The organism is Candidatus Syntrophosphaera sp., from assembly GCA_019429425.1.
GTDB lineage: Bacteria > Cloacimonadota > Cloacimonadia > Cloacimonadales > Cloacimonadaceae > Syntrophosphaera.
Genome location: JAHYIU010000003.1, coordinates 38,451 through 65,006, shown reverse-complemented (window position 1 = coordinate 65,006; position 26,556 = coordinate 38,451). Strand labels below are relative to the sequence as shown.

18 protein-coding genes are annotated in these 26,556 nt (G+C 56.5%); 14 read left to right on the top strand and 4 right to left on the bottom strand.

Features of this window, described 5'->3' with window-relative positions; all coding sequences use genetic code 11:
- From K0B87_00745 to K0B87_00730, 4 genes are all read left to right on the top strand, one after another.
- Nucleotides 1-449: IS630 family transposase (locus K0B87_00745; protein ID MBW6513275.1), on the top strand; the 449-nt coding region annotated here is incomplete at its 5' end.
- A 3-nt stretch (nucleotides 450-452) separates the two neighbouring features.
- The gene (locus K0B87_00740) at nucleotides 453-2,132 is read left to right on the top strand and encodes a T9SS type A sorting domain-containing protein (protein MBW6513274.1); all 1,680 of its coding nucleotides are present in this window, start codon (nucleotides 453-455) and stop codon (nucleotides 2,130-2,132) included.
- A gap of 836 nt (nucleotides 2,133-2,968) precedes the next feature.
- Entirely contained in the window at nucleotides 2,969-4,615 is a 1,647-nt protein-coding gene (locus K0B87_00735) for an SBBP repeat-containing protein (protein ID MBW6513273.1), read from the top strand.
- Nucleotides 4,616-4,980: 365 nt separating this feature from the next.
- Nucleotides 4,981-6,948: an Omp28-related outer membrane protein gene (locus K0B87_00730; protein ID MBW6513272.1), complete on the top strand. Its 1,968-nt coding sequence runs from the start codon at nucleotides 4,981-4,983 to the stop codon at nucleotides 6,946-6,948.
- 827 nt (nucleotides 6,949-7,775) lie between these two features.
- On the opposite strand, the gene K0B87_00725 is transcribed toward K0B87_00730, so the two are convergent.
- On the bottom strand, nucleotides 7,776-9,413 hold the full coding sequence (locus K0B87_00725; protein MBW6513271.1) for an OmpA family protein: 1,638 nt from the start codon (nucleotides 9,411-9,413) through the stop codon (nucleotides 7,776-7,778).
- A 127-nt stretch (nucleotides 9,414-9,540) separates the two neighbouring features.
- On the bottom strand, nucleotides 9,541-10,191 hold the full coding sequence (locus K0B87_00720; protein ID MBW6513270.1) for a PorT family protein: 651 nt from the start codon (nucleotides 10,189-10,191) through the stop codon (nucleotides 9,541-9,543).
- A gap of 541 nt (nucleotides 10,192-10,732) precedes the next feature.
- Between K0B87_00720 and K0B87_00715 the strand changes: the two genes are divergently transcribed.
- From K0B87_00715 to rpoD, 8 genes are all read left to right on the top strand, one after another.
- Nucleotides 10,733-11,488, top strand: coding sequence for a TetR/AcrR family transcriptional regulator (locus K0B87_00715; protein ID MBW6513269.1), 756 nt, complete (start codon nucleotides 10,733-10,735; stop codon nucleotides 11,486-11,488).
- 10 nt (nucleotides 11,489-11,498) lie between these two features.
- Complete coding sequence (locus K0B87_00710) at nucleotides 11,499-11,648, top strand: lmo0937 family membrane protein (protein MBW6513268.1); 150 nt, start codon at nucleotides 11,499-11,501, stop codon at nucleotides 11,646-11,648.
- 83 nt (nucleotides 11,649-11,731) lie between these two features.
- Nucleotides 11,732-12,232, top strand: coding sequence for a porin family protein (locus K0B87_00705; protein ID MBW6513267.1), 501 nt, complete (start codon nucleotides 11,732-11,734; stop codon nucleotides 12,230-12,232).
- Between the two features lie 193 nt (nucleotides 12,233-12,425).
- Entirely contained in the window at nucleotides 12,426-12,632 is a 207-nt protein-coding gene (rpsU, locus tag K0B87_00700) for a 30S ribosomal protein S21 (protein MBW6513266.1), read from the top strand.
- 85 nt (nucleotides 12,633-12,717) lie between these two features.
- Nucleotides 12,718-13,263 carry a CvpA family protein gene (locus tag K0B87_00695; GenBank protein MBW6513265.1) on the top strand — a complete coding sequence of 182 codons (546 nt, stop codon included), beginning with the start codon at nucleotides 12,718-12,720 and terminating at the stop codon, nucleotides 13,261-13,263.
- Entirely contained in the window at nucleotides 13,260-15,608 is a 2,349-nt protein-coding gene (locus K0B87_00690) for an endonuclease MutS2 (protein ID MBW6513264.1), read from the top strand. Before K0B87_00695 ends, K0B87_00690 begins: the two co-directional genes overlap by 4 nt.
- Nucleotides 15,609-17,339 carry a DNA primase gene (gene dnaG / locus K0B87_00685; GenBank protein MBW6513263.1) on the top strand — a complete coding sequence of 577 codons (1,731 nt, stop codon included), beginning with the start codon at nucleotides 15,609-15,611 and terminating at the stop codon, nucleotides 17,337-17,339.
- 27 nt (nucleotides 17,340-17,366) lie between these two features.
- Nucleotides 17,367-19,106 carry an RNA polymerase sigma factor RpoD gene (gene rpoD, locus K0B87_00680; protein ID MBW6513262.1) on the top strand — a complete coding sequence of 580 codons (1,740 nt, stop codon included), beginning with the start codon at nucleotides 17,367-17,369 and terminating at the stop codon, nucleotides 19,104-19,106.
- A 272-nt stretch (nucleotides 19,107-19,378) separates the two neighbouring features.
- Here the strand turns inward: rpoD and K0B87_00675 are convergent, their stop codons facing one another.
- On the bottom strand, nucleotides 19,379-20,713 hold the full coding sequence (locus K0B87_00675; GenBank protein MBW6513261.1) for a hypothetical protein: 1,335 nt from the start codon (nucleotides 20,711-20,713) through the stop codon (nucleotides 19,379-19,381).
- A 177-nt stretch (nucleotides 20,714-20,890) separates the two neighbouring features.
- On the opposite strand from K0B87_00675, the gene K0B87_00670 reads away from it, so the two are divergent.
- Nucleotides 20,891-21,034: a hypothetical protein gene (locus tag K0B87_00670; protein ID MBW6513260.1), complete on the top strand. Its 144-nt coding sequence runs from the start codon at nucleotides 20,891-20,893 to the stop codon at nucleotides 21,032-21,034.
- Between the two features lie 623 nt (nucleotides 21,035-21,657).
- Nucleotides 21,658-23,232 (top strand): hypothetical protein, encoded by a 1,575-nt coding sequence (locus K0B87_00665; protein ID MBW6513259.1) that lies wholly within the window; start codon nucleotides 21,658-21,660, stop codon nucleotides 23,230-23,232.
- 174 nt (nucleotides 23,233-23,406) lie between these two features.
- Here the strand turns inward: K0B87_00665 and K0B87_00660 are convergent, their stop codons facing one another.
- Nucleotides 23,407-26,130, bottom strand: a complete 2,724-nt coding sequence (locus K0B87_00660; protein ID MBW6513258.1) for a hypothetical protein — start codon at nucleotides 26,128-26,130, stop codon at nucleotides 23,407-23,409.
- Nucleotides 26,131-26,556: the final 426 nt, after the last annotated feature.

Genomic DNA, 26,556 nt, shown 5'->3' with positions numbered 1-26,556 from the left:
GAATCTGGGCATTGTCAGGAAAGCCACTCCAGATAAAAGTCAAGCAAGCCTATCAGAATTTCTACATATATGGCGCTGTTGAACCAAAGACCGGTGAGAACTTTTCATTGTTTCTACCTTGGGTAAACACAGAAATGATGAACCTATATCTGGAACAAATGAGCCTTGCGTATGAAAGTGAGGAGATCGTAATCATCATGGATCAAGCAGGCTGGCATAAATCGAGAGAACTTGTAGTACCCAGCAATATTGAAATCATATACCTTCCCCCATATTCACCAGAGCTAAATCCAATTGAACGATTATGGAAGTACCTGAAAACCAACTTTATACATAATCGCTTATTTGATTCGCTCAAGCAAATGATGGATCAAATGGTCTGTGTCTTTGAGGCGTTGGATGACGATACAGTAGCATCTTTGAGTCACTGCAGCTATCTCTATTTATGACATATGAATGTAAACTCTGTATTATTCCTCAGCCTGGAAACTCCGGATGGGCCTATAGTCTCAGTTCTGAAGGGAGTCGAGGCCATTCGGTCCGGAGATCCCAGCCTCGATAGGAACATTGGCCCTTTCACGGACAAGGCGGTGGAATACGCCGCCGGGGACAGGCATTTCTGGATCGTGGCCTCCAATTACGCCGGCTGCGAGGGAGTTGAGGGGCTCACGGCCAACCGGGTCATGCTCTACGACTACAAAGGCCATTTTTACCGGATCTACAACCCGGCTACCCAAAGCATCGACATCATGCGCAACGCCATGTTCAAGCCGGCCGGAAGCTCCCACGCCTGGTCCTTCCTGCTCTTCGCGGAAAAGCCGGTGTTGCCGGACCTGAACCGCTGGCCGGGCAACAATCGAGCCGCGCTCTGCCTCACCAGCGAGGCTGACAGTCAAACCCTTCCGCGCCTGAAAGCCGTGTTTGAGGGCAGCGATAACCCCGCCAATCCCAAATATCTCACCCAGGGCTTCTTCGCCCGGGGGATCCCGGTTTCCCAAACCGTCTTTGGCTGCGACCAGCCCAGCCTCGGCCAGATGTGGCAAACCCTTCTCGATCACGGCAACACGATCGGCTACCACACTTTCGCCCCGGGTGGAGACCCTCCCGGAGCCACACAGCAAGCCATTTTGGAGGACCTCGTGCCCTACGGGATCCGGCTCTGGACCGAAAACGCCGCTCCCACCAACCCGGAAGCCCTGGCCCACGCGGGCCTGGACCCCGACAGCCAGCACTATCTCGGCGATGTCATCGACCAGGGCGGGATAGATTACCTCTGGAACGGGGATTTCCCCGCCTCCAATCCTTTCAATGCTTACGCCGAGCCCTGGCGCCTGCCCCACCTGGTCTACGAAACGCCGGCCCTCTCCCGTCCCGTCTGGTGGTTCGGCCCCACCCGGATGCCGGTTTGGGAGTATCTGAGTTCCACCCCCATGCTCGGAATGAAGTATCTGCTGACCCCGGACAATCTGGACGACCTGATCTCCAAACGGGGCCTTATGATCGGCAACGTCATCCTCTGCGCGCCCAATCTGCCCACCCAGCTTGGTTTTCACCAGATCGCCCCCAACGGTGATCTCGAGGTGCGGGACGAGGTGGACGAGCTGCTGGTGACGCTGGATTTATACCGCCGGCAGCGCGGGCTTTGGATCGCCACCCCGGAGGACGTTTTCGATCGCCTCCTGGCCCTCGAGCGGGTGCGGGTGGAATCTGTCCAACCGGCCGGCGATCCCCGCTTTCTGATGGTCACCCTGCACAACGGAGCAGACCGCGATATCAATGACCTGGGTCTGGAACTGCCCGGACGCCGGGCCATTCTGCCGCTCTTGGCCGCCGGGGCCAGCCAGAGCCTTTGGGTGAGCAGGGATACCGACACCCCCCTGCCCCAAGTTCCCTATCAGATCAGCTTCCGGGAGGGCAGCCTGCTCCTGAGGCAAAGCGACGGCTTGCCTCTGGAACCCCTGCGTCTGGAAATCTTCAACCTGCGCGGGCAGAAGGTGTGCTCCCAACTCTTCTCCGCCCCCCAGAACCAGTTTGCCCTCCCCTTCGCGGGCAAAGCTTCAGGCATCTATTTTGCCCAGATCAACACTTTGGCCGGAGCTGGCGCGCTGCTCCGCTTCACGGTGTTGAAATAGGGCTTTTCGCCAGGCCTGATCAATGTTCAAAGGGCATCACCCCCGGGACTGCCGGCATCCATAACCCCATGGCTCCCCTTATCATTACGCTATCAATACGGACTCAATACGGACAAAGTCCGTAATGAGTCCGTATTGATAGCGTATTGATAATGGAGGCGGTCTGATCGCGGGCTGGGAAAAAATCTGGCTGAACACCCTGTGAACGCTTTCTGAACCTCTACCAAAGCAGTATGCGAAAGGGGGCTGCAGATTGGCTGGCCACGGTCTTCACCGTATAATTCATGGGCGCGCTTCCGTTTTTCACCCATTGTTGGCCCACAATCCCTTTCCCCACGTAATCCATTGCTTTGTCACGGGAACTTCCATACATGTGGATGATTCCCACCCTGTCTGTTGAAAACATAAGCAAATCATATAAAAAAAGGCTCACTTTCAAACTGAGTGGGTCAGGTTTTCATCAGGGGCAAGAAGGGGTGGCAAATTCCGATTTGCCACAGCGGTCTGCTGACCGCTTCTGAAGGCAGCCGTGCTACCTTTGCCGATTCTCAAGATCGGCAACCCGCTGCTTGTTCAATCCGGATTTGACGCGCCAATCACCCACTCGATTTGAAAGAGCCAAAACAAAGCATCTCCCGGCCAGGCCAAAAACCTGGCCGGTTTTCTCTGCCTGAAGAGCCTGGCAAGGCGAAACCATTCACCCTCATTCAGTTTGGAAAAACCTTTTTTGCTTGACAGGATCGCAAAGCCGGCCAGCCTGTGATTCAGGCTTGGATTTGGTTGACATGAGTCAACTCTGGTGATTTCACATTTACCCAATAAACATGGGAGAACGCATGAAATTGACGCTTTTGACCTTAACACTATGCATACTGGCCGTACTGCTGGCAGCTCAATCAACGCCTGAATGGGTCTGGGCCCTCCAAGCCGGGGGAACCGGATATGAACTGGGCCAGGACATCTGCCGGGACGCGGAAGGAAACCTTTATGTGATCGGGAGTTTCACCGATACGGCCAATTTCGGACCGGATATCCTGACCAGCCAGGGCGGATACGACGTATTCATATCCAAACTCGATCCCGAGGGAAACTGGCTGTGGACAATTCGCGCCGGCGGATCTGATCAGGATCACGGAAACGGGATCATTGCCGATCCCGCCGGCAATGTGCTGGTGATCGGCTCTTTCAGGGCCACCGCGGTCTTTGGCTCCACGACCCTGGTCAGCCAGGGCCAGGAAGACATCTTCGTCGCCAAGCTGGATGCTGGCGGCAACTGGCTGTGGGCAAAAAGAGCGGGCAGCGCGGACTTTGAATTTGCCGAAAGCATTGCCGCCGACGCAAATGGAAACTGCTACATCTCCGGCGCTTTTTCCAGCGGCGCTGACTTTGGTGGGACAGTATTGGACAGCGCGGGCGGCAGGGATATTTTCGTCGCCAAGCTGGACGCGGGCGGAAACTGGCTCTGGGCCAGACGAGCCGGAGGTTCCGGCGGTGACAATGCCCAGGCTGTGACCGTTGATCCGGACGGAAACGCGCTGATCACAGGAAGTTTCAGAACCAACGCGGATTTTGGCTCAACCACTCTCATCTGCATTGGTTTTACTGACATCTTCGTCGCCAAGCTGGATCTCGCCGGCAACTGGCTGTGGGTGGTTCAGGCCGGAGGCACCCACTATGACGAGGGTTGGGATCTCGTCACCGACAGCGCCGGGAACGTCTATTTCACTGGCTATTACGCCGCGGACGCGGTTTTTGGGCCCTACAACCTGCCCTGCGAGGGCATCTCCGATTCTTTCGTGGCCAGGCTGGACGCGGACGGAAACTGGCTGGGCGTGGAGCGCATCAGCGGTTCGGGGGATGTTTACACTTATGGGATCTTTCGCGACAGCGGTGGAGCGATCTACCTGACCGGTGAATTCGCGCTGACCGCGGTGTTCGGGCCCCATACCCTCGAGAGCATGGGATCTTCCGACGTCTTCGCAGCCAAACTCAGCGCCGATGGCAACTGGCTGTGGGCGATCCCGGCCTCCTGCCCCAATTGGGCCACGGGCTGGCACATCACCGCGGACGACTCCGGAAACGCCTATCTGACAGGATATTTCAACAACACGATCAGCTTTGGGAGCCATGTCCTGACCGCCCTGGGCAACTCCGATGCCTTTATCGCCAAAGTCTCTTCCGGTGATGTCTGGACCTGGGAGGAGACCCTTCCTTCACCCGCGGGGACCTCTTTTCTGCACAACGCCTGGCCCAATCCTTTCAGCGGCTCGCAGGTTGCCCTGGTCAAAGCCAGCGTTGCGGAAGGCGAATCCGGCACCCTGAGCGTCCACAACCTGCGCGGGCAACTGATCTCCAGTTGGAAGATCGGCCCGGGGACCCACCAATTCAGCCTGGACGGTTCCAAGCTTCCCGCCGGCGTCTATTTCTATCGCCTCAGGACACAAAACACGGACAGCGCCAAGAAGCTAGTGCTGCTAAAGTAATCCGCGACCTCGTCCAGGCCTGCCTGTGATCCGCTAACGGAAACAGAGTGAACTGCAGCGGCCGGGATTTCCCGTGCCTGTCCTGTTATGTGAGTAAAAAAGAGCATAGCCATCAGACCGGCCAACTTGTTCTGAACCATGCAGATAATGGCCCGGGAGAATTATTCGCTTGACAAAATGCGCCAGTTCCACCTGTTCAAGACAAATTCAAGCCAAGATACCATAATTCCGCGCGAAACCCACTGAGACAAAGAGATCCGACCCAGCAAGACCTTCATCTGTCCCGCGAATTCCCGGGACTCCCTGAACTTAGCGACGGGCCGGGTTTTCGATAGATAAAGCACATCGCATCACAGGAGATGAACATGAAAACAACAGCTTTGATCTTTCTGGCCTTATTTGCCGCGCTGGCCGCCTTGAGCGGATTGCCGCGCAACCTGGTGGTCGTCGAGGTCGCCACAGGCACCTGGTGCCAATACTGTCCCGGCGCGGCCATGGGCTGCCACGACCTGCTCACCAACGGACACCCGGTTGCCATAGTTAAAAACCATAATGGCGACAGCTATGCCAACGTCTATTCCAATGCCCGGAACAGCTTTTACGGAATACCGGGTTACCCCACCGCCTTTTTTGACGGAGTCGTATCATCGGTGGGAGGAAGCGGTACCACTTCGATGTACACCACCTATCTGCCATTGGTCAACACACGTCTGGCCGTGGCTTCCCATTACACCGTGAACGCGACTGGCAGCAACGTCGATAACCAGTATCAGGTGGAGGTCGTGATCAGCAAGCCGGAGGCGGATTCGAACACCAACGTCAAGCTGCACGCGGTTATCACTGAATCCAACATCCCCCAGATCTGGTTCAACCAGACCACCGTGGAACAAGTCAACCGCCTGATGATACCGGACCAGAACGGGACTGCCATTGCGCTGGATACGGGCGGCCAGACGACCGTGAATCTGGCCTTCGACCTCAATCCCGCCTGGGTTCCCAGCAACTGCGAACTGGTGCTCTTCCTGCAAAACATGACCAGCAAGGAGATCCTGCAGGGGGCGAAATACCCGCTGACCGAACTTGCGGGCGGTTATCCCCTGAGCCTGACCGAACACGATTTTTCCCTCCTGCCCCTCGGAGAATCCGCGGCCACGCCAGTCACCATAACCAATTTTGCCAACACCGCGGTGAGCGGCACCATCGCCTTTGACGATCCGGACTTCAGTTCCGACGCCGGAGTTTTCAGCCTGCCTGCTTTCGGGACCATGACCTTCGAGATAACCTTCGCGCCGACAGAATCCCGGGATTACGAGGCAAACCTGATTATCAGCGGTGATCTCTGGAATTATCCCCTGCTGGAGATACCTCTGACCGGTGTGGGCTATGCTTTGCTGGCGGAATATGGCTTTGCCCCGTCCCTGGGAACCTATGTTCCTGTCACAGAGGGGATTGTCCTGGGCAATGAATCGACCCGCAACGCCGCGATCGTCGATCCGGATTTTCCTTTGGGATCTTCCTCCATCTTCACCGGGCCGGGATTCCCCATCGGCTTTGATTTCAACTTTCTGGGCATGGCCTTCGACCGCCTGGCGATCCATTCCAACGGCTGGATCAGCCTGGGCCAGTCCAGCCTGGATCCCGGGGTGGATCTCAGCTCTGCCAACTATGGCACGCCGATCGGTTCGACGGTCGGGATCGAGCCGCCCCGCCTTGTCAGCCGCATCGCCGGATTGGCCAGGTATCTTCAGGGCCAGGCCGGTTCAGAACTGCGCCTGGCCACCATCGGCACCGCGCCCAACCGCGAATGCGTGGTCCAGTGGACCAATTTCCGGAGGACGAACATCACCGGAGACAGCTTCAACTTCCAGATCCGCCTCCAGGAAAACGGCAACAAGATCCAGGCCGTGTATGGTGGTTTTGCCTTTGGCAACACAAACACGGTCCGCATGGAGGTGGGCTTGCGCAGCCTGCCCGTCGACCCCGCCAGCAATTTCAAAAACCTAAGTTCCTCCACGGGCTGGTCAAATCCGGACATCGGCACCATCAACACAGCCTACATGGACCTCTCCAGCACCTTGTACCCGGCCTCGGGCACGACCTACACCTGGACGCCGTCCGGCACCGCGCTGGAGCAGCCCGTCGTGGTGCTTTCCAGTTCCGGATCCCTCAGTTGGCAGGCCGTGGACGGCGCCGGCAGCTATAACATCTACCAGGCCGCCAGCCCGGACGGGGAGTTTAGCTTCGTTGGAAGCACCAGCGCCCTTGGCTGGACCGATCCGCAGTTTCCCTCCGCAAGGTCTTTCTACCGGGTGACCGCCGTCAGCGGAAATTAATCGCCGCTTACCCGGATCTGGAAACGTTTTCAGAGCGGCCTCAGGATCAAGAAATAGCCTGTTTTAGCTCCAGGTTCGCCTTACCGGTCCAAATGCTTGCCTGACTTGTAGATAAAGGATAGCCTCCCCTATGGCTCCCCTTATCATTACGGTGTCATTACGGACTCAATACGGACAAAGTCCGTAATGAGTCCGTATTGATAGCGTAGTGATCAGGAGGGCGGACCGGTCTGTAGTCGAGTCCGCCTCGCTGGAATCGAGCAAGGTACGATCATGGACTCCAGCAAACCCCAAGACCACCAAGTTGTCGCAACGGCGTGCGACATTACGTATGGGCGGACGCCGTTCCGCCCCAAATAACGCCTTTGCGTCCTTTCAGCCAGCTCTTTTCAGCCCCGGAGGGGCGATAGATTTTTGCCCAGGGTGCAACCCTGGGGGTATGGAATGAGGATTCTAAATATTCGTCAAGGCCCCACCCCACCTTTGTCCGTGGCTCTAATCGAGCAACGGACAAAGGCGGGATGGGGAATCCGTGATGGGGCCCGTAATCCTTCCTTTCCCAGGGTTGCACCCTGGGCTAAGTTTTGACGCCCCTCCGGGGCTGTGATTTTGGGGTGGCAAATTCCGATTTGCCATAGCGACCACAGGTCGCTTCGGTTTATGAATCGGACTCCGTCCGATTGCCGAATCGGAATTCGGCTTCCCGTATCCATGTGGTAATCGTAGTGGCGCAGCTTCCCCTTTTGCCCTTTTTCCCTCTTGCCCAAACTTCCGCCTGAAAAAAAAAGCCCGGCTAAACCGGGCTCTGGAGAGGTTCACATGGTAGTTTATTTAATGATGAAGTCCGTGCGGCGGTTGTGGGCGCGTCCTTCCACAGTTTCGTTGGTATCGACAGGCTTGGTGGGTCCAAAGCCCTTCACATCGAGGCGGGAGCCGTTGACACCCTTGCCAACCAGATATTCTTTCACGACTTTGGCGCGATTTTCGCCCAGGGGGGTGTTGATCGCGTCGTTGCCCGTGTTGTCGGTGTGGCCCTGCACAAGCAGCTTCACATCCGGGAATTGCTTCAAGCCAGCGGCCAGGGCATCCAGTTTGAGCTTGTCCGGAGCTGACAGGACGTAGTAGTTGGTGTCAAAGTGCACCACGGTCTGGATAAGTTTGATGTCTATCTCCGCGATGGTTTCAGACACGACACCTTTCACTGCCACATTGGCATTGGGGGCTCCGGAACTGGAATGGACGATGTTGCCGTCATAGCTGCCGCTCTGGGCACCGATCAGGCGCGCCCGGACGACTCCGTAGAAGTCGGGGTCCACTTTCGCGGACTTGACCCAGGTGGTTCCGCCATCAACAGATATCTCATATCCCGCGGGGGCTGTGATCTCGATCTGGTTTGTGAGGTCGGTCCCTGTTATGGTGTAACTCTGCGTGGCTGAAGGTATTCCTTTATCCGTGGCAAAGTTGCCCAGGGTTCCGGTGATCCTGATCTCAGGTTTGGGAACGTATTCTATGACCGTGCCCGAAACAGGCAGATTGACGTTTGCGGCGCCTTTGCTGGAGTGAACCACGTTGCCTTTGAATTCTCCGGTTTGGACGCCGGTCATGCGCACCCGGATGGTGCCAGCGAAATCGCGGTCGACGTTCGCGATCTTGACCCAGGTGGTCCCGCCATTGGTGGAGATCTCATATCCCTCGGGGGCTGTGATCACGATATCTTCCCTGATGTCAGTCCCGGAAAGGCTGTAGCTTTGCGCGGCCGAGGCAGTCCCCTTGACGGCGGAAAACTTGTTCAGGTTTCCGCTGGTCAGGATAACCGGCGTTTTTTTGCCGCCGAAATTGAAGCCGATGCCGATGTAGGGCGTGTATGATCCGTCTTTCCAGTCGCCGGCGATCTTGTTGTCGATCTCGTCGGTGGTGGTGTAATTGAGTTTGATGCCCAGATCAAGGTTGACGTTCCATTTGGTGAGGAAGGAAATCCCCGCCGCCGCGTGCGGCAGCACTGCCACAAATCCGTCATTTTCGAATGCGACGGAGGGGGTTCCGGGATTATTGTCTTCGTCCGTGCCGCCCTTGCTGTCATAAAGGGCAAAGCCCACGCCTGCCGCGATAAACGGCGAGATACGGTTGATGACGGCTTTGTCGGGGAAATTCAGGGCCATGAATTTTGTGGGGCGAAGCTTCAGGTAGAGATCGGCTCCGTAGTTATCGGATTTGAAACTGTTGGTCGCGTCCGCGCTCTGCGTCCTGGAAACATAGGGATTCAAACCCAGGGCCAGGTTTTGGCTCAACCAGGCTTCATAGGACAAACCGAATGCACCATAAAGGGTCCGGTTCAATTCCATGTCTGATATGCCATAGGCTGTTCCACCCTGCAGGGTCAGGGTACTTTGGAATGCGTTCACCGCCGGAATGATGGCCAGCATCAACGCAGCAATGAACAGAATTTGTAACAGTGTTGTTTTCATTTTTCCTCTTTTTCTTTGGTTCTTTCTTTAATTAGTGATGACTTCAACAGCACTGGTATAATTGCTGATATCAGTGCCACGATAAACAGGATCTTGCTGAGTGGGAATTTCATGGGGGGCCTCCGTCTCAGTTGTTGAACAGATAACCCAGGCTGAGCATCAAAACGCCGTTCTGGACGTCGCTGCCGCCCTCATATCCATCTTTCCAGATGTTGGACAGGCCGAAATTGTATCTGCCGCCCACCAGGTACTTTTGCATGATCACGACGTCCGCGCCAACGAGAAAGCCAAAGCCGAGCGCGTTGACTTCTTCCTTCACATCGTTGTTGTAGGTGATGCTGACGTTGTCATTGCTAATGGTTTCCTTGGATTTGGCGTTGACCAGGTAGGAAACCGCGAGACCGGCATAGGGTTGGAGCCCCACATCCCCGGCGTTGACATTGAGCTTGACCAATACAGGCACTTCGACATAGTCGAAGCTGTCTCTGATCCGGTGATCGACTTCGGCCTGAGTGTCCGTGTATTTGTAATTGTAGCCTTTCTGGGTGTAGAGAAGTTCCGGCTGCAGGATCAGGGATTCAGAGATATACAGGCGCATCAATATGCCGGCGTGATAGCCCAGATGGGAGTCAGCCGATACTGGTGAATCGTCACCGGTGACACGCGAGATGTTCATTCCGGCCTTGATGCCGAATACTGAGGGGCCGAACTTTGACTCGGCATGGATCAGCCCGAAGGTCATGGTTAGGACGAGTAGTGTTAGAATCATGATTCTCATGATATTCTCCTTGTTTTGGAGGTTACCGCCTCTGCGGCGGAACCCGGTTGTTTAAAAGAACAATTGTCCCAGCCCCTGGATTTTACGGGCGGGGAACCTTCGCTACGTTTTAATTCTCATCCCCCTGGATCCGGGGGATCGCATTGCACACTCTATGTTAAGCGTTCATCTGACATTATCAGCAGACATTATCGGCAGACATTATCAAATGACACTATCACATGAAAGTATAAATCAAGAATGTGAAAAAGCAAATTTTAAATTCATATTAAGTCATTTAAATTCAATTTTTTAGATTCTATCGCTGATCTTGGCAGCCTCATTGAACCCTCAAATCCATGCCGGGCTTGTCTTGTGGACTTTTCAAGGACTCATTTCTAATGTAATTTTTTTATTATATTGCCGTTACGGGAAAAAAAAACTTGCTTGTTCGAATTAGTCAGTTATAATTTTCATCAGACAATGTCATTTGACAAAGTCAGATATACAAATGTCTGGGACATTATCTGAATATAAAAGCCAATAAGGAAAGGACACTATAATGATAACATTGACAGTACCAGGCGAGCCAGCGGAAAAACTGGTCGAGAAGAGCACGGAAGATATGCCTTCTTTACCCATGCATCCCTACAAGATCATGGCCATTGAACCTGTCCCCGATCCGGAAACGCCCCGGGGCAGGATCTTTGAGGCCGCCACCCGGCTTTTTTCCGAACTGGGCTACAACGAAGCGAGCACCCGCGCTATCGCCAAAGCAGCCAGGGTGAAACAGGTGATGGTGAATTACTACTTCGGCACCAAGGAACTGCTATACGAAGCGATCCTCAAACATGAGGGGATGACCATGCTGGCAGTGATTTTCGGCTCTGACCCCCAAGACAAGTCGCCCGAGGAAATGCTGATCGACACCCCGATCCGGCTGATGACCGTTATGCACGACAATCCGCAATGGGCTTCTCTGCTCAGGCGGGAGATCGCAGACGGCGCGGTGCATCTGCGCAACGCCCTGCGTGACGTGTCCGAACATGGCCCCCTGGGCGCGAACCTTCATTTTTACGACGCTTACCATACCGCGGTGAACACCGGCAAAGCGGTGAAGCTGCCTGTCGAGGCGGTCCGCGAATGCCTGTTGGCAATAGGTTATAGCGCCATTTATCTGGCTCCGTTGATCTCGATGATCAATGAACGGGATTTCCATGACGAGACCGTGTGGGAAGAATGGAAACTAACCCTGAGCACCATCCTGAAGCGGGGCTTGCTGACCACGGTCCAGCCAGCCCCATCACCTCTAAATTAAGGAGTATACCATGTTATGGATTATCGCAGTTGTCCTGGTCGCCCTGTGGCTGTTGGGATTGTTAACTTCGTACACGCTGGGCGGATTCATCCACATTCTTCTGGTGATCGCCGTCATAGTTATCCTGGTGCGGATCATCCGCGGCAATAAGATACTTTAAGGCCCGCAGTAACGTCCGGAGGCTCTGTGTCTCCGGACACCGCGTCTGGCGGAAACAAACCTCAAACCCAACAAGTAGGAAAAATGAAAAGAACAATCATACTCATCGTTATGATGGCCGCCCTGGCGGTTGCCTTCGCCCAAAGTCCCATTTCCACAGGCCAAACCCAGCTCAATGCCGGTGTCGGCCTGTCCGCCTGGGGAGTTCCGGTTTATGCCGGCCTGGATTACGGCCTCTCCCGGGATGTGTCTATCGGCGCTGAAGTGTCGTTTCGGTCCTACCGGCAGAAGATCGCCCAAGTTTACTGGGATCACTCCGTGCTGGGGATCTCCGGAAATGTGAACTACCACTTCAACCATATTCTGAACATCCCCGAACCCTGGGATTTTTATGCCGGGCTCAATCTCGGGTATTATGTTTTCAACTCTCCCAGCAGCTATCCCGGAAGTTACAAGTCGCAATTGGGTATCGCCGGCCAGATCGGCGGACGCTATTACTTCACCGACAAATTAGGTGTAAACTTGGAATTTGGCGGCGGTAACGCGTTCTCCGGCGGAAAACTGGGAATATCCCTAAAACTATAGCCCCAACCTGTTACATTGGATCCCCGCGCCTTGGCCATGCCGAACTCGACCCAGTTCAGCTGACCGGAGCGGGGATTTTTTTTGATCCTGGCGTTGGTGGGCCAGGTCTCTTCTCTTTCAATTTCCACTTGACAATAAACCCAGCCCGAAAAAACGTGCACATCCCAATCAAAGAAAAAAGGTGGTGATTTGTTTGCCGACAGTAGTAGCCAAAGACAATGAGTCCTTCGATTACCTGCTGAAAAGATTCAAGAAGAAATGCGAAAAAGCCGCGATTCTTTCCGAAATAAAGAAGAGACAAGCCTTTGAAAAGCCAAGCGTGAGAAAAAAACGCGAAGCCAACGCCTCAGCGCGCAAGATGCTCAAAGTCCAGCGCCGGATGCAGCGTTACATGAGATAACCGGGCGAATCCCTCAAATTTGTTAAAGCATGCGACAGGGATCCGTCCCTGTCCGTTTTTTTTATAGCGATAAAGGGAGAAAAACATGGGAGTGATCGACTGGATAATCCTGGCAGCCCTGCTTTTCACCGCCGCCCTGGGATTCCGCCGCGGCCTGGTGGGCGCCATCCTGCAGATCTGCGGGACAATCGCGACCTTCTTTCTGGCCGGGCATTTCTATCCGCTGGTGCGCAACAGCCTGGTCATCAATTTCAAGCTGAACAACCTTTTGGCCACCATTATCGCCGTGGTGCTGATCGTGGTCGTGGTGACGGTGGTCATCCACATCGTGATCTGGCTGATCAACCGGCTGATCAAGGCGGTCAATCTTACCGGGCTGAACAAGCTGCTGGGCTTTCTTTTCGGCCTGCTCAACGGACTCCTGGCCGTGATGGTGGTGATGATCGTCCTGGACTATTTTCCCTCTCTCACCACACCGCTGAAAGACGGTTCCAAACACCGGGTCTACGTGGCTGTGGACACCCTCAAGACCGACCTCCTGGAGAAGCTGAAACTCACGGAACACGAAAAATACCACGAGATCCTGGAAAAGCTCAGGCTGGAAAAGGAAGCTGAAAACGACAACTCATGAATAGCCGGGAGCTCTTTGCCGACCTGGAGTACGGCAGGCTCTGCGACCAGGTCCAACAGCGCTGCCACAGCGACCTGGGGCGAACGCGGGCAGCCGGCCTTAAGCCACTGCAGGATAGAACAGCCATCGAGGGCAGCCTGAGGCTGGTCTCGGAATTGCAGGAATGCCTGGAACGCGGACTGGACCTGGATTTCACTGATCTTACGGATATCTTCCCCCTGTTCAGCGAGGCCGAATACGCCCTGTTCGGCTTCGAGGAATTCCGGACAGTTGATCTGAACGCCCGCCTGGCACTGATCATAGCCGCCAGGGAAGAGGACATCCGGGATTTTCCCGCGCTGGGGAGGCTTTGGAAGAAAGTGAAAGCCCTGCCGGAGATCTGCCGCCGCTTTGAAGAGATCTTCGATCCCGAGGGCGAGGTCCTGGACAGCGCCTCACCGGAACTGGCGCGCCTCCGCAAGCGCAGCAACTCCTTGCAGCGCAACATCATGAAGACGATGCAGGGCATGCTCAGCGATCCCCGCTACGAAAGCTTCATCCAGGATAAATTCATCACCCGGCGTGATGAGCGCTATGTGCTCCCCATCAAGGAAAACGCCGCCGCCTACGTGCCCGGGATCGTGCAAAGCCAGTCCGGAAGCAAGGCCACCCTGTTCATCGAACCGCAAAGCGTGGTGCCGCTGAACAACGAGCTCCAACTGCTCAAACAGGAGGAAAAGCGCGAGATATTCAACATCTTCAGCGCTTTCACCGCCCTGATCCGGGAGCGGAAAGGGAGCCTGCTGGCGAACCAGGACGCCATGTCCGAACTGGATTTTCGCTTTGCCTGCGGCCGTTTGTGCCGCCAGTTGGGGGCCAGCGTCCCCCGCATGGTTTCGGAGCCTGTTTTGAAGCTGGTTTCGGCGCGCCATCCGCTTTTGATCCTCAGCCTGGGCAAACCCGCGCTGGTGGTGCCCTTCGAACTATCCCTGGGCCGGGGAGCCCGCGTCATCCTTCTCAGCGGCCCCAATACAGGCGGCAAGACGGTGCTGATGAAAGCGGTGGGATTGCTTTGCCTGATGGCGCTTTCCGGGCTGCCCATCCCCGCGGACGAGGACAGCGAGATCGGCCTGTTCAGCCAGGTTTTTGCGGACATCGGGGACGACCAGTCGATCGAGAACGCCCTTTCCACTTTTTCCTCCCACGTCCAGAAGATCCAAAGGATGCTGGCCGGGGCGGACGAACGCAGCCTGGTGCTGATCGACGAGATCGGCGCCGCCACGGATCCCCAACAGGGCTCCGCTCTGGCCCAGGCGATCCTGGAACGCTTTACGGAGCTTGGCTGCAAGGCTGTGGTCACCACCCATTACACGGCACTGAAGATCTTTGCCGAGAGCCATCCCGACTGCCTGAACGCCGCGATGCAATTTGACCTGGGGAGCCTGACCCCCACTTTCCGCTTTTCACCGGGCATCCCCGGAGACAGTTTTGCCATTGAGGTCGCCTCCTCGCTGGGTTTGGAGCCCGGCCTGATCGAACGCGCCCGCTCCCTCAGCGGCTCCCAGAACGTGGAATTCACCGAACTGCTGAAAAAGATGCAGGCCGAAAAGAAAGCCCTGGGCCGCGCTTCCTACGAATTCCAGCTCAAGACGCGCAACCTGGAGGCCAAACTGCAGGAACTGGAAGGCAAGGAAGACAGGCTGGAAGAGGAACTGCGGGAGCGCAAGCGTAAGTTCATCAGAGAGTTGCAAGACGAACTGATCTCCCAGCAAAAGCTTTACCAACAAGAGCAGGACAGCCTGAAAAAACTGGACAGGCAGGAACGTAAGTCACTTTCGGAAAGAAAATTGCATGAAATATCAGGCAGGCTGCAAGACATCCGCGCAGAACTCGCGGAGACCGGCGCCGGCTCGCGCAAAAAGGTTTTCGCCCCCCAACCCGGCGATCGGGTCTGGCTGGCCAATTTCGACGCCGAGGCCACGGTGCTGGAGATCCGGGACAAAAGCGCCACCGTGGACATGAACGGGATAAGTTTCAAGACGCCGCTGGAGAGCCTCTATGAGGCTAAAAGTTCCGCTCCGGAAAGGGAAAGCGTGATCGTGGCCAGGACCGGCGCCCTGCCCAAGGCGCGGTTCGAACTGAAGCTGCTGGGCCTCACCTTTGACGAGGCGCAGCCCCTGATCGACGAATTTCTGGACGACGCCGTGCTGGCGGGCTTGCACACCCTGCGCATCGTGCATGGCAAGGGGACCGGCGCCCTGCGCAGCAAGGTGCGCGACTATTTGCAAAGGAAAAAAGCGGTAATCTCGCTGGAAACCCCGGTCCAGGCCGAGGGGGGCAGCGGAGTGACCCTGGTGAAGATATAGATGGACAAGAATCTGATCGAGCAAGTTCGGCACAGCAACGACATCGTGGACGTCGTGCAGGAATACCTGCCGCTCAAGCACGTCGGCGCGAACTGGCGCGGGATCTGTCCTTTCCATAACGACACCAACCCCTCCCTCAATGTCAGCCAGTCCAAGCAGATCTACAAATGCTTCGCCTGCGGCAAGGCCGGAAACGTTTTTTCCTTCGTCCAGGATTACGAGAAGATCACTTTTTTCGAAGCCCTCAAAAAACTCGCCCAAAGGGTTGGGATCACGATTCCGGACAGTGACCGTACCAAAACGGTCTCCACCAAGCGGGACCAGCTTTTGCAGATCTACGTCACGGCGCGGGATTTCTTTGCCGCCAACCTCTTCGAGCACGGGAAACAGGTGCTGGATTACCTAAATGAGCGCTCGCTCAGCCCCGAAACCGCCAAAACCCTGGAACTCGGATACGCCCTGAATGGCGAAAAGGCTCTGCTCAACCACCTGCTCAAGGAAGGCCATTCCGTCTCTCTGCTCAAAGAATCCGGCCTCTTTGGCAACTACTCCGGCAATTTGGTGGATTTCTTCCGCAACCGCCTGATGTTCCCCATCCACAACAACATCGGCGAGGTGATCGCCTTCGGCGGCCGGATCCTCGATCCCGAAAGCAAGCTCGGAAAATACGTAAATTCTTCCGGAACTGAACTTTACACCAAGGGCAAGGAACTCTACGGCCTCTTCAAGACCAAGTATGAGATCTCCAAGGCCGGAAGCGCCCTGGTCTGCGAAGGCTATTTCGACTTTCTGCGGCTCTATGAGGGCGGCTTCCTCAATTCCGTGGCCTCGCTGGGCACCGCGCTCACGGAAGACCAGATCTATCTGCTATCCCGCTATGCCAAAAAGGTTTACATGCTTTACGACGGCGACAGCGCCGGGATCGCGAGCGCCTTGCGCGGGGCCCTGATGTGCCTTTCCAAGGGACTGGAAGCCCTGATCATCGAGCTTCCGAACAAGCACGACCCCGATTCCTTCCTCCTGACAGAGGGCCCGGACGCCCTGCGGGAGCGGATCGAAGCCGCCAAGGGCGTGATCCCCTTCCTGGCCGCGATGCCCGGCAAAACGCCAGAGGGTGAGCGCATCGACCAGGTCCTGGACGCCATCCGCGGCCTGCGCGACCCCGTCCGGCGCGAACTGATCGTCAAGGAAACCGCCGAGTCTTTCGGGATTTCTTCCAGCGCCCTGTTCTCCAAGCTGCGGCGCACCTCAGGCAGCTACCAAAGCCCCCAAAGCCAGGCCGTGCCGCCTTCCCTGCCCAGCTTGGAAGAATATTCCGAGGAGCGCTATCTGCTGATCCTGGCCCTCAAGGACGCCGCTTCGTTCAATTTACTTGCCGAAAGCCTCTCTCCCGATTATTTTAATAACAGAGCGTATCGGGAACTCTATAAACATCTGATGGCCAGCGCTTCCGCAGAGGACATCGAAGAACCCGCCAAACTGCTCGACAACTTGGACAACAAGGAGCTAAGGGACCTTTTGGCCGAATTTTTTTTCGCAGAATTGCCGGATATGAGCTTTGACGCCATCCTCACGCAGGTCAAGCTGCGCAAGCTGCAGAAGGACCTGGGCGAGCTGGACCGGAGGATAATCGCCGATCCCGGAAACAGGGACCTGCTCCGGGAGAAGAAAGAACTTTCCCAAATTTACCGCCGGATGACCCGCAAGGTCGTCCAAAAAATATTGTATTGAGGGCTTGCCAACCCGCAAGGAGCATTAATGATCACCTATAACGAATGCCTGAAGAAACTGGTGGAGCTGGGCAAAGATTCCGGCTACATCACGTTTAAGCAGATCAACGACATCCTGCCCAACAGCGCTTTTTTCCTGGACAAGGTGGACGATATCATCTTCGACCTCCGCCAGGACGGGATCGAGATCATCGACGAAACAGAAAAACGCCTCACCAAAGACGGCCTGGCCATCCGCAAGACCGCCGCGCCCAAGAAATTCAAGGCCAAGCGCTTCTACGACGACCCCGTGCGGATGTATCTGCGCGAGATGGGGCGCGTTCCTTTGCTGGACCGCGAGGGCGAGGTGCGCGTGGCCCAGAAGATCGAGACCTATCAGAAGATGATCAACCAGAATGTCTTCAAATCCGGCTCCACCCTCCGCGAAATGTACAATTTCCTCCATCGCTACCGCGAACGCCGGGTCCGCCTGGACCAGATCTTCCGCGTCGACATCGGCACCTGGATCGACAAAAAACAGGATGTGATGATCATTGATCAGTTCCGCGAGATCTTGCGCAAGAACGAGATCATCTTCGACAAGATCGGCGCCATCCTGGACAGCTGCGACTTTGACGACAGCGGAAACGCCAGCCGCCAGGAGGAGATCGACGCCCTCCGCGCCGAGATCAACTCCAATTTCGGACAGCTAAACTACAATGACAAGCTCATCAAGCGCATGGTCTATCGCATCAGAAGCCTCGTGGAGCGCATCGAGGAAAGCTATTCCAGCATCACCGACCTCACCCGCATCAAGCGCTTCACCATCGACGAGATCTGCACCTATGGCCGCCGGGCCAAGAAATCCGACGAGGATTTCGCCGAAGTGCAGGCCGAAACCAACCTCGATCCCAACATCTTCGTGGAAACCCTGCGCAAGATCAAGAACGCCCGCCGCAAGATCCGCCGCGTCGAACTGGAAACCAAGATGACCGGCAGCGACCTGGTCTTCCTCCTCCGCGAGATCGACCGCGCCGAACGCAACAAGGAAAAAGCCCAGAACGAAATGATCGAGGCCAACGTCCGCCTCGTCATCTCCATCGCCAAGCGCTATAACAACCGCGGGCTCGAATTCCTCGACCTCATCCAGGAAGGAAACACCGGCCTGATGCGCGCCGTGGAAAAATACGACTACCGCAAGGGCTATAAATTCAGCACCTACGCCACCTGGTGGATCCGCCAGGCCATCACCCGCGCCATCGCCGACCAGGCCCGCACCATCCGCATCCCCGTCCACATGATCGAATCCATCAACAAGATCAACCGCACCAGCCGCCGCCTGATGCAAAAACTGGGCCGCGCGCCCTTCCCCGAAGAGATCTCCGAGGTCCTGGACATCCCGGTGGACAAGGTCAAAAGCATCCTCTCCATCTCCAAGGAACCCGTCTCCCTGGATAAACCCATCGGACACGACTCCGAAGACAGCATCCTGGGCGACTTCATCGAAGACCGCACCATCATCTCCCCGGAACGCATGGCCGAACGCTCCCTGCTCAAAAAACAGGTCGACGAGGTCCTCAAAACCCTCACCACCCGAGAGGAACGCGTCATCCGCCTCCGCTTCGGCATCGACGACGGCTACCACCGCACCCTCGAGGAGGTGGGAAACATCTTCCAGGTCACCCGCGAACGCATCCGCCAGATCGAGGACAAGGCCCTCAAAAAACTCCGCCATCCCTCTAGATCCGCTGTGCTTCAGCAGTTCATGGATAATTTTAACGTCAAATAGCCCCCGTGGGGTGGGATGCCGGTCCTACCCATACCTGGCATTAAGTATAGATCAAGCCCGGTATCAGCTCCCGGGCTTTTTTTTGGCTCTCTTTCAAATCGAATGGGTCAGTTAAGGCTTATCAAGTAAAAGCAGCCCGGAGGGTGACAGATCATAGCGGTGGGTGCAAAGAGACCGCCTGAAGGCAGTGTTCCGGTTGGTCGATATCTTTATCCGTAAATCCGTTCCATCCGTTCAATCCGTATGAAACTCAAATTTCCACCGCAGGAAGATCAATACAGGTATTTGGCCCCCAAACCCCCGCTCCGCTTGGTTTCCTTGTCCCAGGTGATCACGCCGTTACCGTCGCGGTCCTTGTAGCTTTCGGAGTATTTGGCAATCAGGAACCAGCGGTTCTTATAGACCCGGAACATCGCCGTGGCCTTGATCTCGGCGTTCGGCTCAACGAATTTGTCGATGCCCAGACTGGCGGTCTTGGTCTTATTGTAGGCCAGGGAGAAGTTTTCCAGGCTCTTATGGCGGGTATCGACCAAGATCCTCATCCAGAGGGATTTTCCGGTGTCCAGGTCCCGTCCGATGAGGTTTTGCCAGGCGAAGCTGGCCTTGACTTTCTGAAACAAGAAGGCCTCGACCCTGCCGTTGAAGCCCTGGGCTGGCTTGTAGCCTTGCAGGAGTTCCTCTTTGGTGCTGAATTCCGAACACTCCGCGTCCGGCTGAAAGGCCCGGTCCTCCTCATAATCGGAATCGAAGAAGGCCGGGGTGAAGCGGCTGCCGTAGAACCTGTATTCCAGGTTCAGCCTGAACACGTCGAGGTCGAACCAGATCCCGGGCAGGATGGCGCCACTTCCGTTGTCCAGAATGTGGGCGAACTCGGCGTATTGGCCGAACTCCAGCTTGTCGTTTCGGAAGAGGGGCAGGCTGTAGGCTATCCCGAACTCCGCGACTGGATCGCTCTCCAGGGACTCGACGTCGCATTGAAAATCCGGATCGACGAGGCGCTTGAGGTTGCCATACTGGTCCCGGTCCGCCACAGCCGATATCCCGAGAACCAGGCCGCTGAGGAATTTATGGGTGGAGTCAGGCAAAGGGCGGGCCCGGGCAGAGAAGGCCAGGATCTGGTTTTTGCGGATGTCCGAGCTGAAGACCTCGAAGCCGGGATCTCCCGTCCAGCGGGGGCATCCGCCCAGCATCAGGCCGGCATTGCGCAGCTCCGGATAGAGCTTCATGCTGGAATAGTTTTGCATGATCAGCCCGTTGCCGATGGTCAGGCCGGGAAATCCGCCCAGATGGAAGTAGAAGGGATCACCCGGGCTGGCGTATTTGAAGTAGTAGATCTTGTCCAGGGCGTCCTGGAGGTCGTCCCAATCGGCCTTGCGTAGGTTGAGGTGCTTGTCGAAGAGGAAATCCAGGTCCAGGCCCAGGCCGAACTTGCGATAGCAGAATTCGTGGATCAGGCGGAGCTGGTAATAGCGAAGGGAATCGACAGTTTCGTAGCCGATCATGCCGGAGGCGCTGTATTTGGTTTTGGCCCGCACCGTGAAGGGCAGGTCCTGGGCCGCGAGCCACAGGGGCAGGGCCAGCAGGGCCAGCAGCAAGAGCTTTTTCACACTGCTCCGCCCCCTGGCCCGAGCCTCCGGCAATCCTCCCGCGCTTCCGTTTTTTCCATCGTATCATCCTCTCCGCCTATCTGAGGGCTGGCTCTCCGCCTGTCAAGAATTTTTTTTCAACACTTTGCCGCCCCCGTTCGTTAGATGGTTAGAAATTCAAATTTAAAGGAGCCCAAAATGAACAGCATCAAACGCAGCCCCAACCAAACCCAGGGCAACGGAGCAAATCCCACGCCCGTCCAGGTGCCTGAGATAAATATCCTCAAGATCTGGAGGAACAGCCGCCAGGGATTGCTTACGACCCGGATCCGCCAGTCTTGAACAAGCATACCAATAGCCCTCCATAAAGCGGGTTGGCCAAAGCGGCCGGCCCGTTTTTTTGCTTTCACGCAGATCGGCACGAAAAAGGCGAGCAGATCCCAGCCACCAGGTCATTCAATGGGGATCGAAAGGACGGGCAAAGAGACCGGATAAGGAATGGACGGCACCAAGGGGGCTGAAACACTCAGTTGGAAAGAGAGACCCACCCATCTTGAGCCATCGCCCTCATTATCATTACGCTATCAATACGGACTCATTACGGACTTTGTCCGTAATGAGTCCGTATTGACACCGTATTGATAAGGGGGGCGACCCCAGAAAATTGCCGGATATAGGGTGGAAAAGTAGGTTGGAAAAGTGGGTGAAATCCGGAGGAATCAGGTAAACGCCACAACAGTGATTGTAGCTAGAGGATTCCGATCCTCTGAGAACTTGGGGCATCAGGCCAATGCCGCTGTGGCCGAGGGGAATTTGCCACCACCTCAAGCCGCGGCTGACAACTGGAACTACTTGGTTTGAAAGAGAGGCTTAACACAATTGCTATTCAACCTGCACGCCCATAAAATCATTGACAAAAAAAGGGTAATTAATTCTAGTATAATAAACAATCATGGGGAGGAAACATGCCAAAAGCAAGATCTTGGTTTTTGATCCTGGCTATTGCGTTGACCTGGACGCTTATATCAGGGCAAACGCTGGACTGGAACTGGATCAATAGCAGCAGCGGAGGTGGATCGCAGGTTATCACCAGCATCACCACAGACTCCAGCGGCAATACCTGGGCCGCAGTCGGATGCCAGGGATCCAGTCAATTCGGCACCTTTTCCCACACCGGATCCGATTACATCTGCGTGGTTAAAGCAGACGCGGAGGGAAATTGGCTGTGGCTGCAGCATTCCGGGAACGCGGAGGAAATTGAGGTCAACTCGATCGCGGTTGACGCGGCGGGCAATTCCTACATCACCGGAAACTTCCGGGGAGCGGTGAGTTTTGGCAGCACAAACCTGAGCAGCGCCGGCAATTGGGATGTGTTCGCGGCAAAGCTGGGGCCCTTGGGAAACTGGCTTTGGGCCAGGCGGATCGGGGATGTGGGGATAGACTATGCCAATGGACTCGCTTTGGATGGCTTTGCCAATGTCATTGTGACCGGTAGTACCAGCGGATATGTGTATATCGCTGTATGGTCGAGCACGGGGGTTCCCGTGGGTGGAGTTTTTTTTCCGGATTATGGCCTTAGCACAGGTCTCACGGTCGCTGTTGATTCGGCTGGCAAAGCCTTGGTGGCCGGGTCCTTCTCCGGCTCGGTGGATTTTGGCGGCCACCTGCTCACCAGCGCTGGCGGGGATGACATCTTTGTGATCAAGCTCACTCCGGCCGGAGTTGTCGAATGGGCCAGACGGGCCGGAGGTGAGGGCAATGACCAGGCAATTTCCCTGGCCATTGACTCCACGGACGCGGTGTATGTTACCGGAGCATTCAGAGAGACAGCGGATTTTGGCCCTTTGAACCTAAGCAGCGCGGGCGTTAGCGATATTTTTGTCACCAAACTCGGCAGCGCCGGAGCCTGGCTGGGAGCGATGCGGGCCGGAGGAACAGAAGGCGACGTGGGATTGTCCATCGCCGTGGAAAGCCCCTCCGCCATTTATGTGAGCGGGGCTTTTGTGGGCACTGCCAATTTTGGCTCCCACGAGCTCACCAGTCATGGTTTGGCAGACGTCTTTGTAAGCAAGCTGAACTCCGAAGGAAACTGGCTTTGGGCAATGGGGGCTGGTTCCAGCGGAATGGACATGTGTCCCGCGCTCGCTCTGGACGGTTCCGGCGGACTGAGGCTTGGCGGCTGGTATTCAAATGAAGCTCAGTTCGGCAGTCTGGTCCTGCCCGATCCCAATCAGAGCCCGGATACCGATTTGACCAACGCCTTTTTGCTCAAGATCGGCGACTTGATACCCAAGGAACCCGACAACCTGAACATCTCCATCAGCGGCAGCAACGCCATCCTGAACTGGGATCCCGTCACCCTCACAGTTTATGGCCAAACCGTGACCCCAGACGAATACATCATCTATTACACCGCCGATGATGAGATCCTTGGTCCCTACACCGAGGTGGGCAGGACCAGCGGGACCAGTTTCACCCATATGTTCGTGGCGGCGGCCGAACCGCGGGTCTTCTATCGGGTGAGCGCTTGGAAATATTAGCTCCGGAGCATTTGGAGTTAAGAGATGTAACGCGCAGTTAGAGGGGAAAAGGGCAATAGGGGAAAAAGGGCAAAAGGAAAAGCTGCGCCAATCTGCTTGGAGCTTTTTATCCGTCCAATCCGTGGAATCCGTCTAATCCGTGTGAAATGATCTCTTTTGATCTGGGTGAGGCCTTCATTCTCCCAAAACAGCGCTCACCCTGTAAAACGCTCTTGGATAAAGCGTTCCGGCGCCCACGTGGATGAATTGGGGTGTGGATGAACTGCCCAGAGGGTTGTATTCCCCCTCAGGCCCATCAAGGCTGAAACTGAGCTCATAATGGCCAATTGCGACGGTCTGCCCAAGCAGGTTCTGCGTCACGAGGTCCCAGTTCAGAATGGCATCCTCACCCTGCATGGCGATCGCAAGGCCGGATGGGGCCAGGGGCTTGATATAAGGATTGGCGGTCACGTCGAAGCAGCCCAGGATCAGGCCCACAAGGCTGGCCAGGCCGGGTTGGGTGTCGCTCACATCCGCCAGGGCAAAGGAAGAGGCGATGGTCTTGTGGCCCTCCGCGCTGTTGTAGACCCCCACGGAATTGTCCCCGTGGATCAGGTTGGCCGTGCTGAAGAGGGTGAGGGCAGTGGGTCCGAGAGGCAGGGCGGCATAGGTTTCGGGAGCGGACTGGCTGTAGTCCCAGATCTGTTCCGGATCGCCCAGAGGGCAGGCCAGGCGTTCGATATTGACCACCACATCCAGCGGGGCGATGGTCCCAAATCTGGCCTGGAAAGAATCGCCCGGGTCCCAGGGCAGATCGCCTTCCAGATAGATCCGGCCTCCATTTGCGAGGTAACTATCGAGCATAGCGTGGTCCAGCGAGTCCGGATCAGGCACGTGGGCCTGGAATCCCCATCCGAAGAGGCAGAATATCGCCGCGAAGCGGCTGATGTAGTCGTAATCGGGGATCAGCTTGTCCGTGTAGATCACGTTGAAGCGGCCGTTGGCGTTGATGGCGTCCACGATCCTGGGTCCGCTTTCCCCGGAGGGTTCATAGACCAGGATCTCGGCCTGGGGCGGGTTCTGGGTTCCGGAGTGGCGCACGGCCGGATCGCCGAAGAGGAGGTTGGTATAGACGTTTTTCAGCTCCGGCCAGATGATCCCGCCATCGTCCACGGGATCGCCGAAAAGGTAATACTGGGTGTGGATGAGGTTGGTGAAGCCGGTGGCGGCGCCGGTGGAAAGTTGATTCTCAGCCAGGTTTTCCAGCCAGTGGAGGTTATAGGAGGTAAGCCCGCCCCAGCCGGGATTGGCCCAGCCGACCTTGTACCAGCCTGTGCGCGTGGCGGCGAGGACGCTGACGGCCTTTTTCTCCAGGGCGTATTCCGCCAGGCAGGAGTTGGAATAGGAGTAGTCGAGCTGGCCGTTGTAGCAGGAGGCGCAGAAGAGGATCAGTCCGTCGGGATTGGCCAGGTTGTCGAAAGTGGCTTTGTTGACCATGTTTTGCCAGCTCATCTCCGTGGCGTCCGGAAGGCCGTTGTCATTGGCATCGTCGATCCAGACCTTGCGGGCCGAGGTGGTGGCGGAGCCGTGGGCACTCCAGTTCAGGATGCCATAGCTGTTGGCGCTGAGCTGGTTTTTCAGGTTCGCATAGTCCAGAGGCAGATCGCTGGGGTAGGAAGGCACGAAGCCCGTCTGCTCATACAAAGTGGTGGTCTGCCAATCGCTGAGGACTGTGGCTTTGGCATATTCCATCAGGGTGGCGCCGTCGGTCTGGAGGAAGACGGAGAGCGGCTCGCCCTGGTAATTGAGGTAGGCCGCGGGCAGGAGGGCGCTTTGTTTCCAGGGGGCGGTGGATTGGTCGTAGGCCACGGTGCGGGCGGCGATCTGGGCCGCCACGGTCGTGCTGTTGGTGGAGATGCGGCCCACAAAGATCTCCGGGGTGAAGTCGCAGAGCCAGTCCTGCAGCCCTTCGCCGGGTGAATATTCGCCCAGGATCCCGTCCCCATCGGAGTCGATCACGCTGCTCAGGTCGCCGTAGAAGAAATCCGAGGCCACAAGCTCCGTTCCGTCCGGCTCCGGGGTCAGGTGCATCACCGGGACGGTGTCGTGATCGCCCACCAAAAGCAGGTAGGTAAAGGGCTGGGCGGCATAGGCGGAGATCAGATAGTTGCGCAGTTTGGCTCCCGGATTGGCTCCCGGGCTGGTTGCCAGGATGGCGGAGATATCTGCAAAGGCGGTCACCAGGCCCTGGCTCTGGCGATAGGTTTCCAGGTCTGAGACCGCGGCGTAAAGCGCTGGCGTGGATACGATCAGATAGTCGTAATTCCTGGCCTGCGATTCCCGGTAGTGGAGGGAAAGATCCTCAGGATTGGCGAAGAATCCCGCCGCGGGCGAGGCTCCGGACCTATCCTTGAGGCCCAGGACTGGCGGAATCCGGTTGTCGGCGGCCAGGCGCGATTCATCCCAGGCCAGGCTGAGCCTGAGCTTTTCCTGCCAGTGCCAGGATTGGCCGTCCCAGATTGCGGGGAGGACCCGGAAGCTGGCGTAGCGCACGTCGCCCCAGTGGTGCAGGCCCAAAAAGTTCACCGCCTGGAAGGAGGGCGAAAAGGGAGGGGCGTCAAGAAACCGCTCTCCATCAGTGAAAGGCGGATTGAGCTGGGGAGCGGGGCCGGCGGAAGAAACCGGGGCTGAGAAAAAGTGGGAGTACTCCAGATTGGCGGCTCCGGGGGGCAGGATGACGTTGATGGTCTTCACGGGCAGGCGGGGCTGGCCTGGAGCGGTGAGGGTTCCCCAGCCGGGGCTTGGTGCTTCGGAGCGGGGGTCGAATCCCTCCAGACCCACATCAAGCGCCAGTTCCCCCGCGGCAAGCAGCAGCGGGATTGATATGAGCAGCAAAACAAGCAAAGACAAGCGTGGCATCAGTTCCTCCATCTGTCTTTCTGGCAGGCGGTTTGAACCTGCCAATCCCAGCTTCGGACACGGCGGGGAATTGTCAACATAAATCGGGATGGGGGTTATGAGTGAAGCGTGAGGCGTGGAATCGTGTCAAGGTGAAAGAGTGTAACACTTGCGTCAACCGGCTTTTCCCAATGGATTCGACGGATAAAGAGTTTCCCGCAGATTTACGCGGATGAAAAGGCAGATCGCGCGGATCAGAAAGATCATTTTCTACGGATTTAACGGCTAAGACGGATTGGACGGATAAACAACTGGATCCCGGCAGAACCACCTCACGAATTCGCTTTGCTCCTCCGCGAGAACCCCGGACGCCGGGATGACACCACCTCACCACCTCATCACGTCACCCCGCCAAACCGTTCCCAGCGCAGCTTCCCCTTTTGCCTC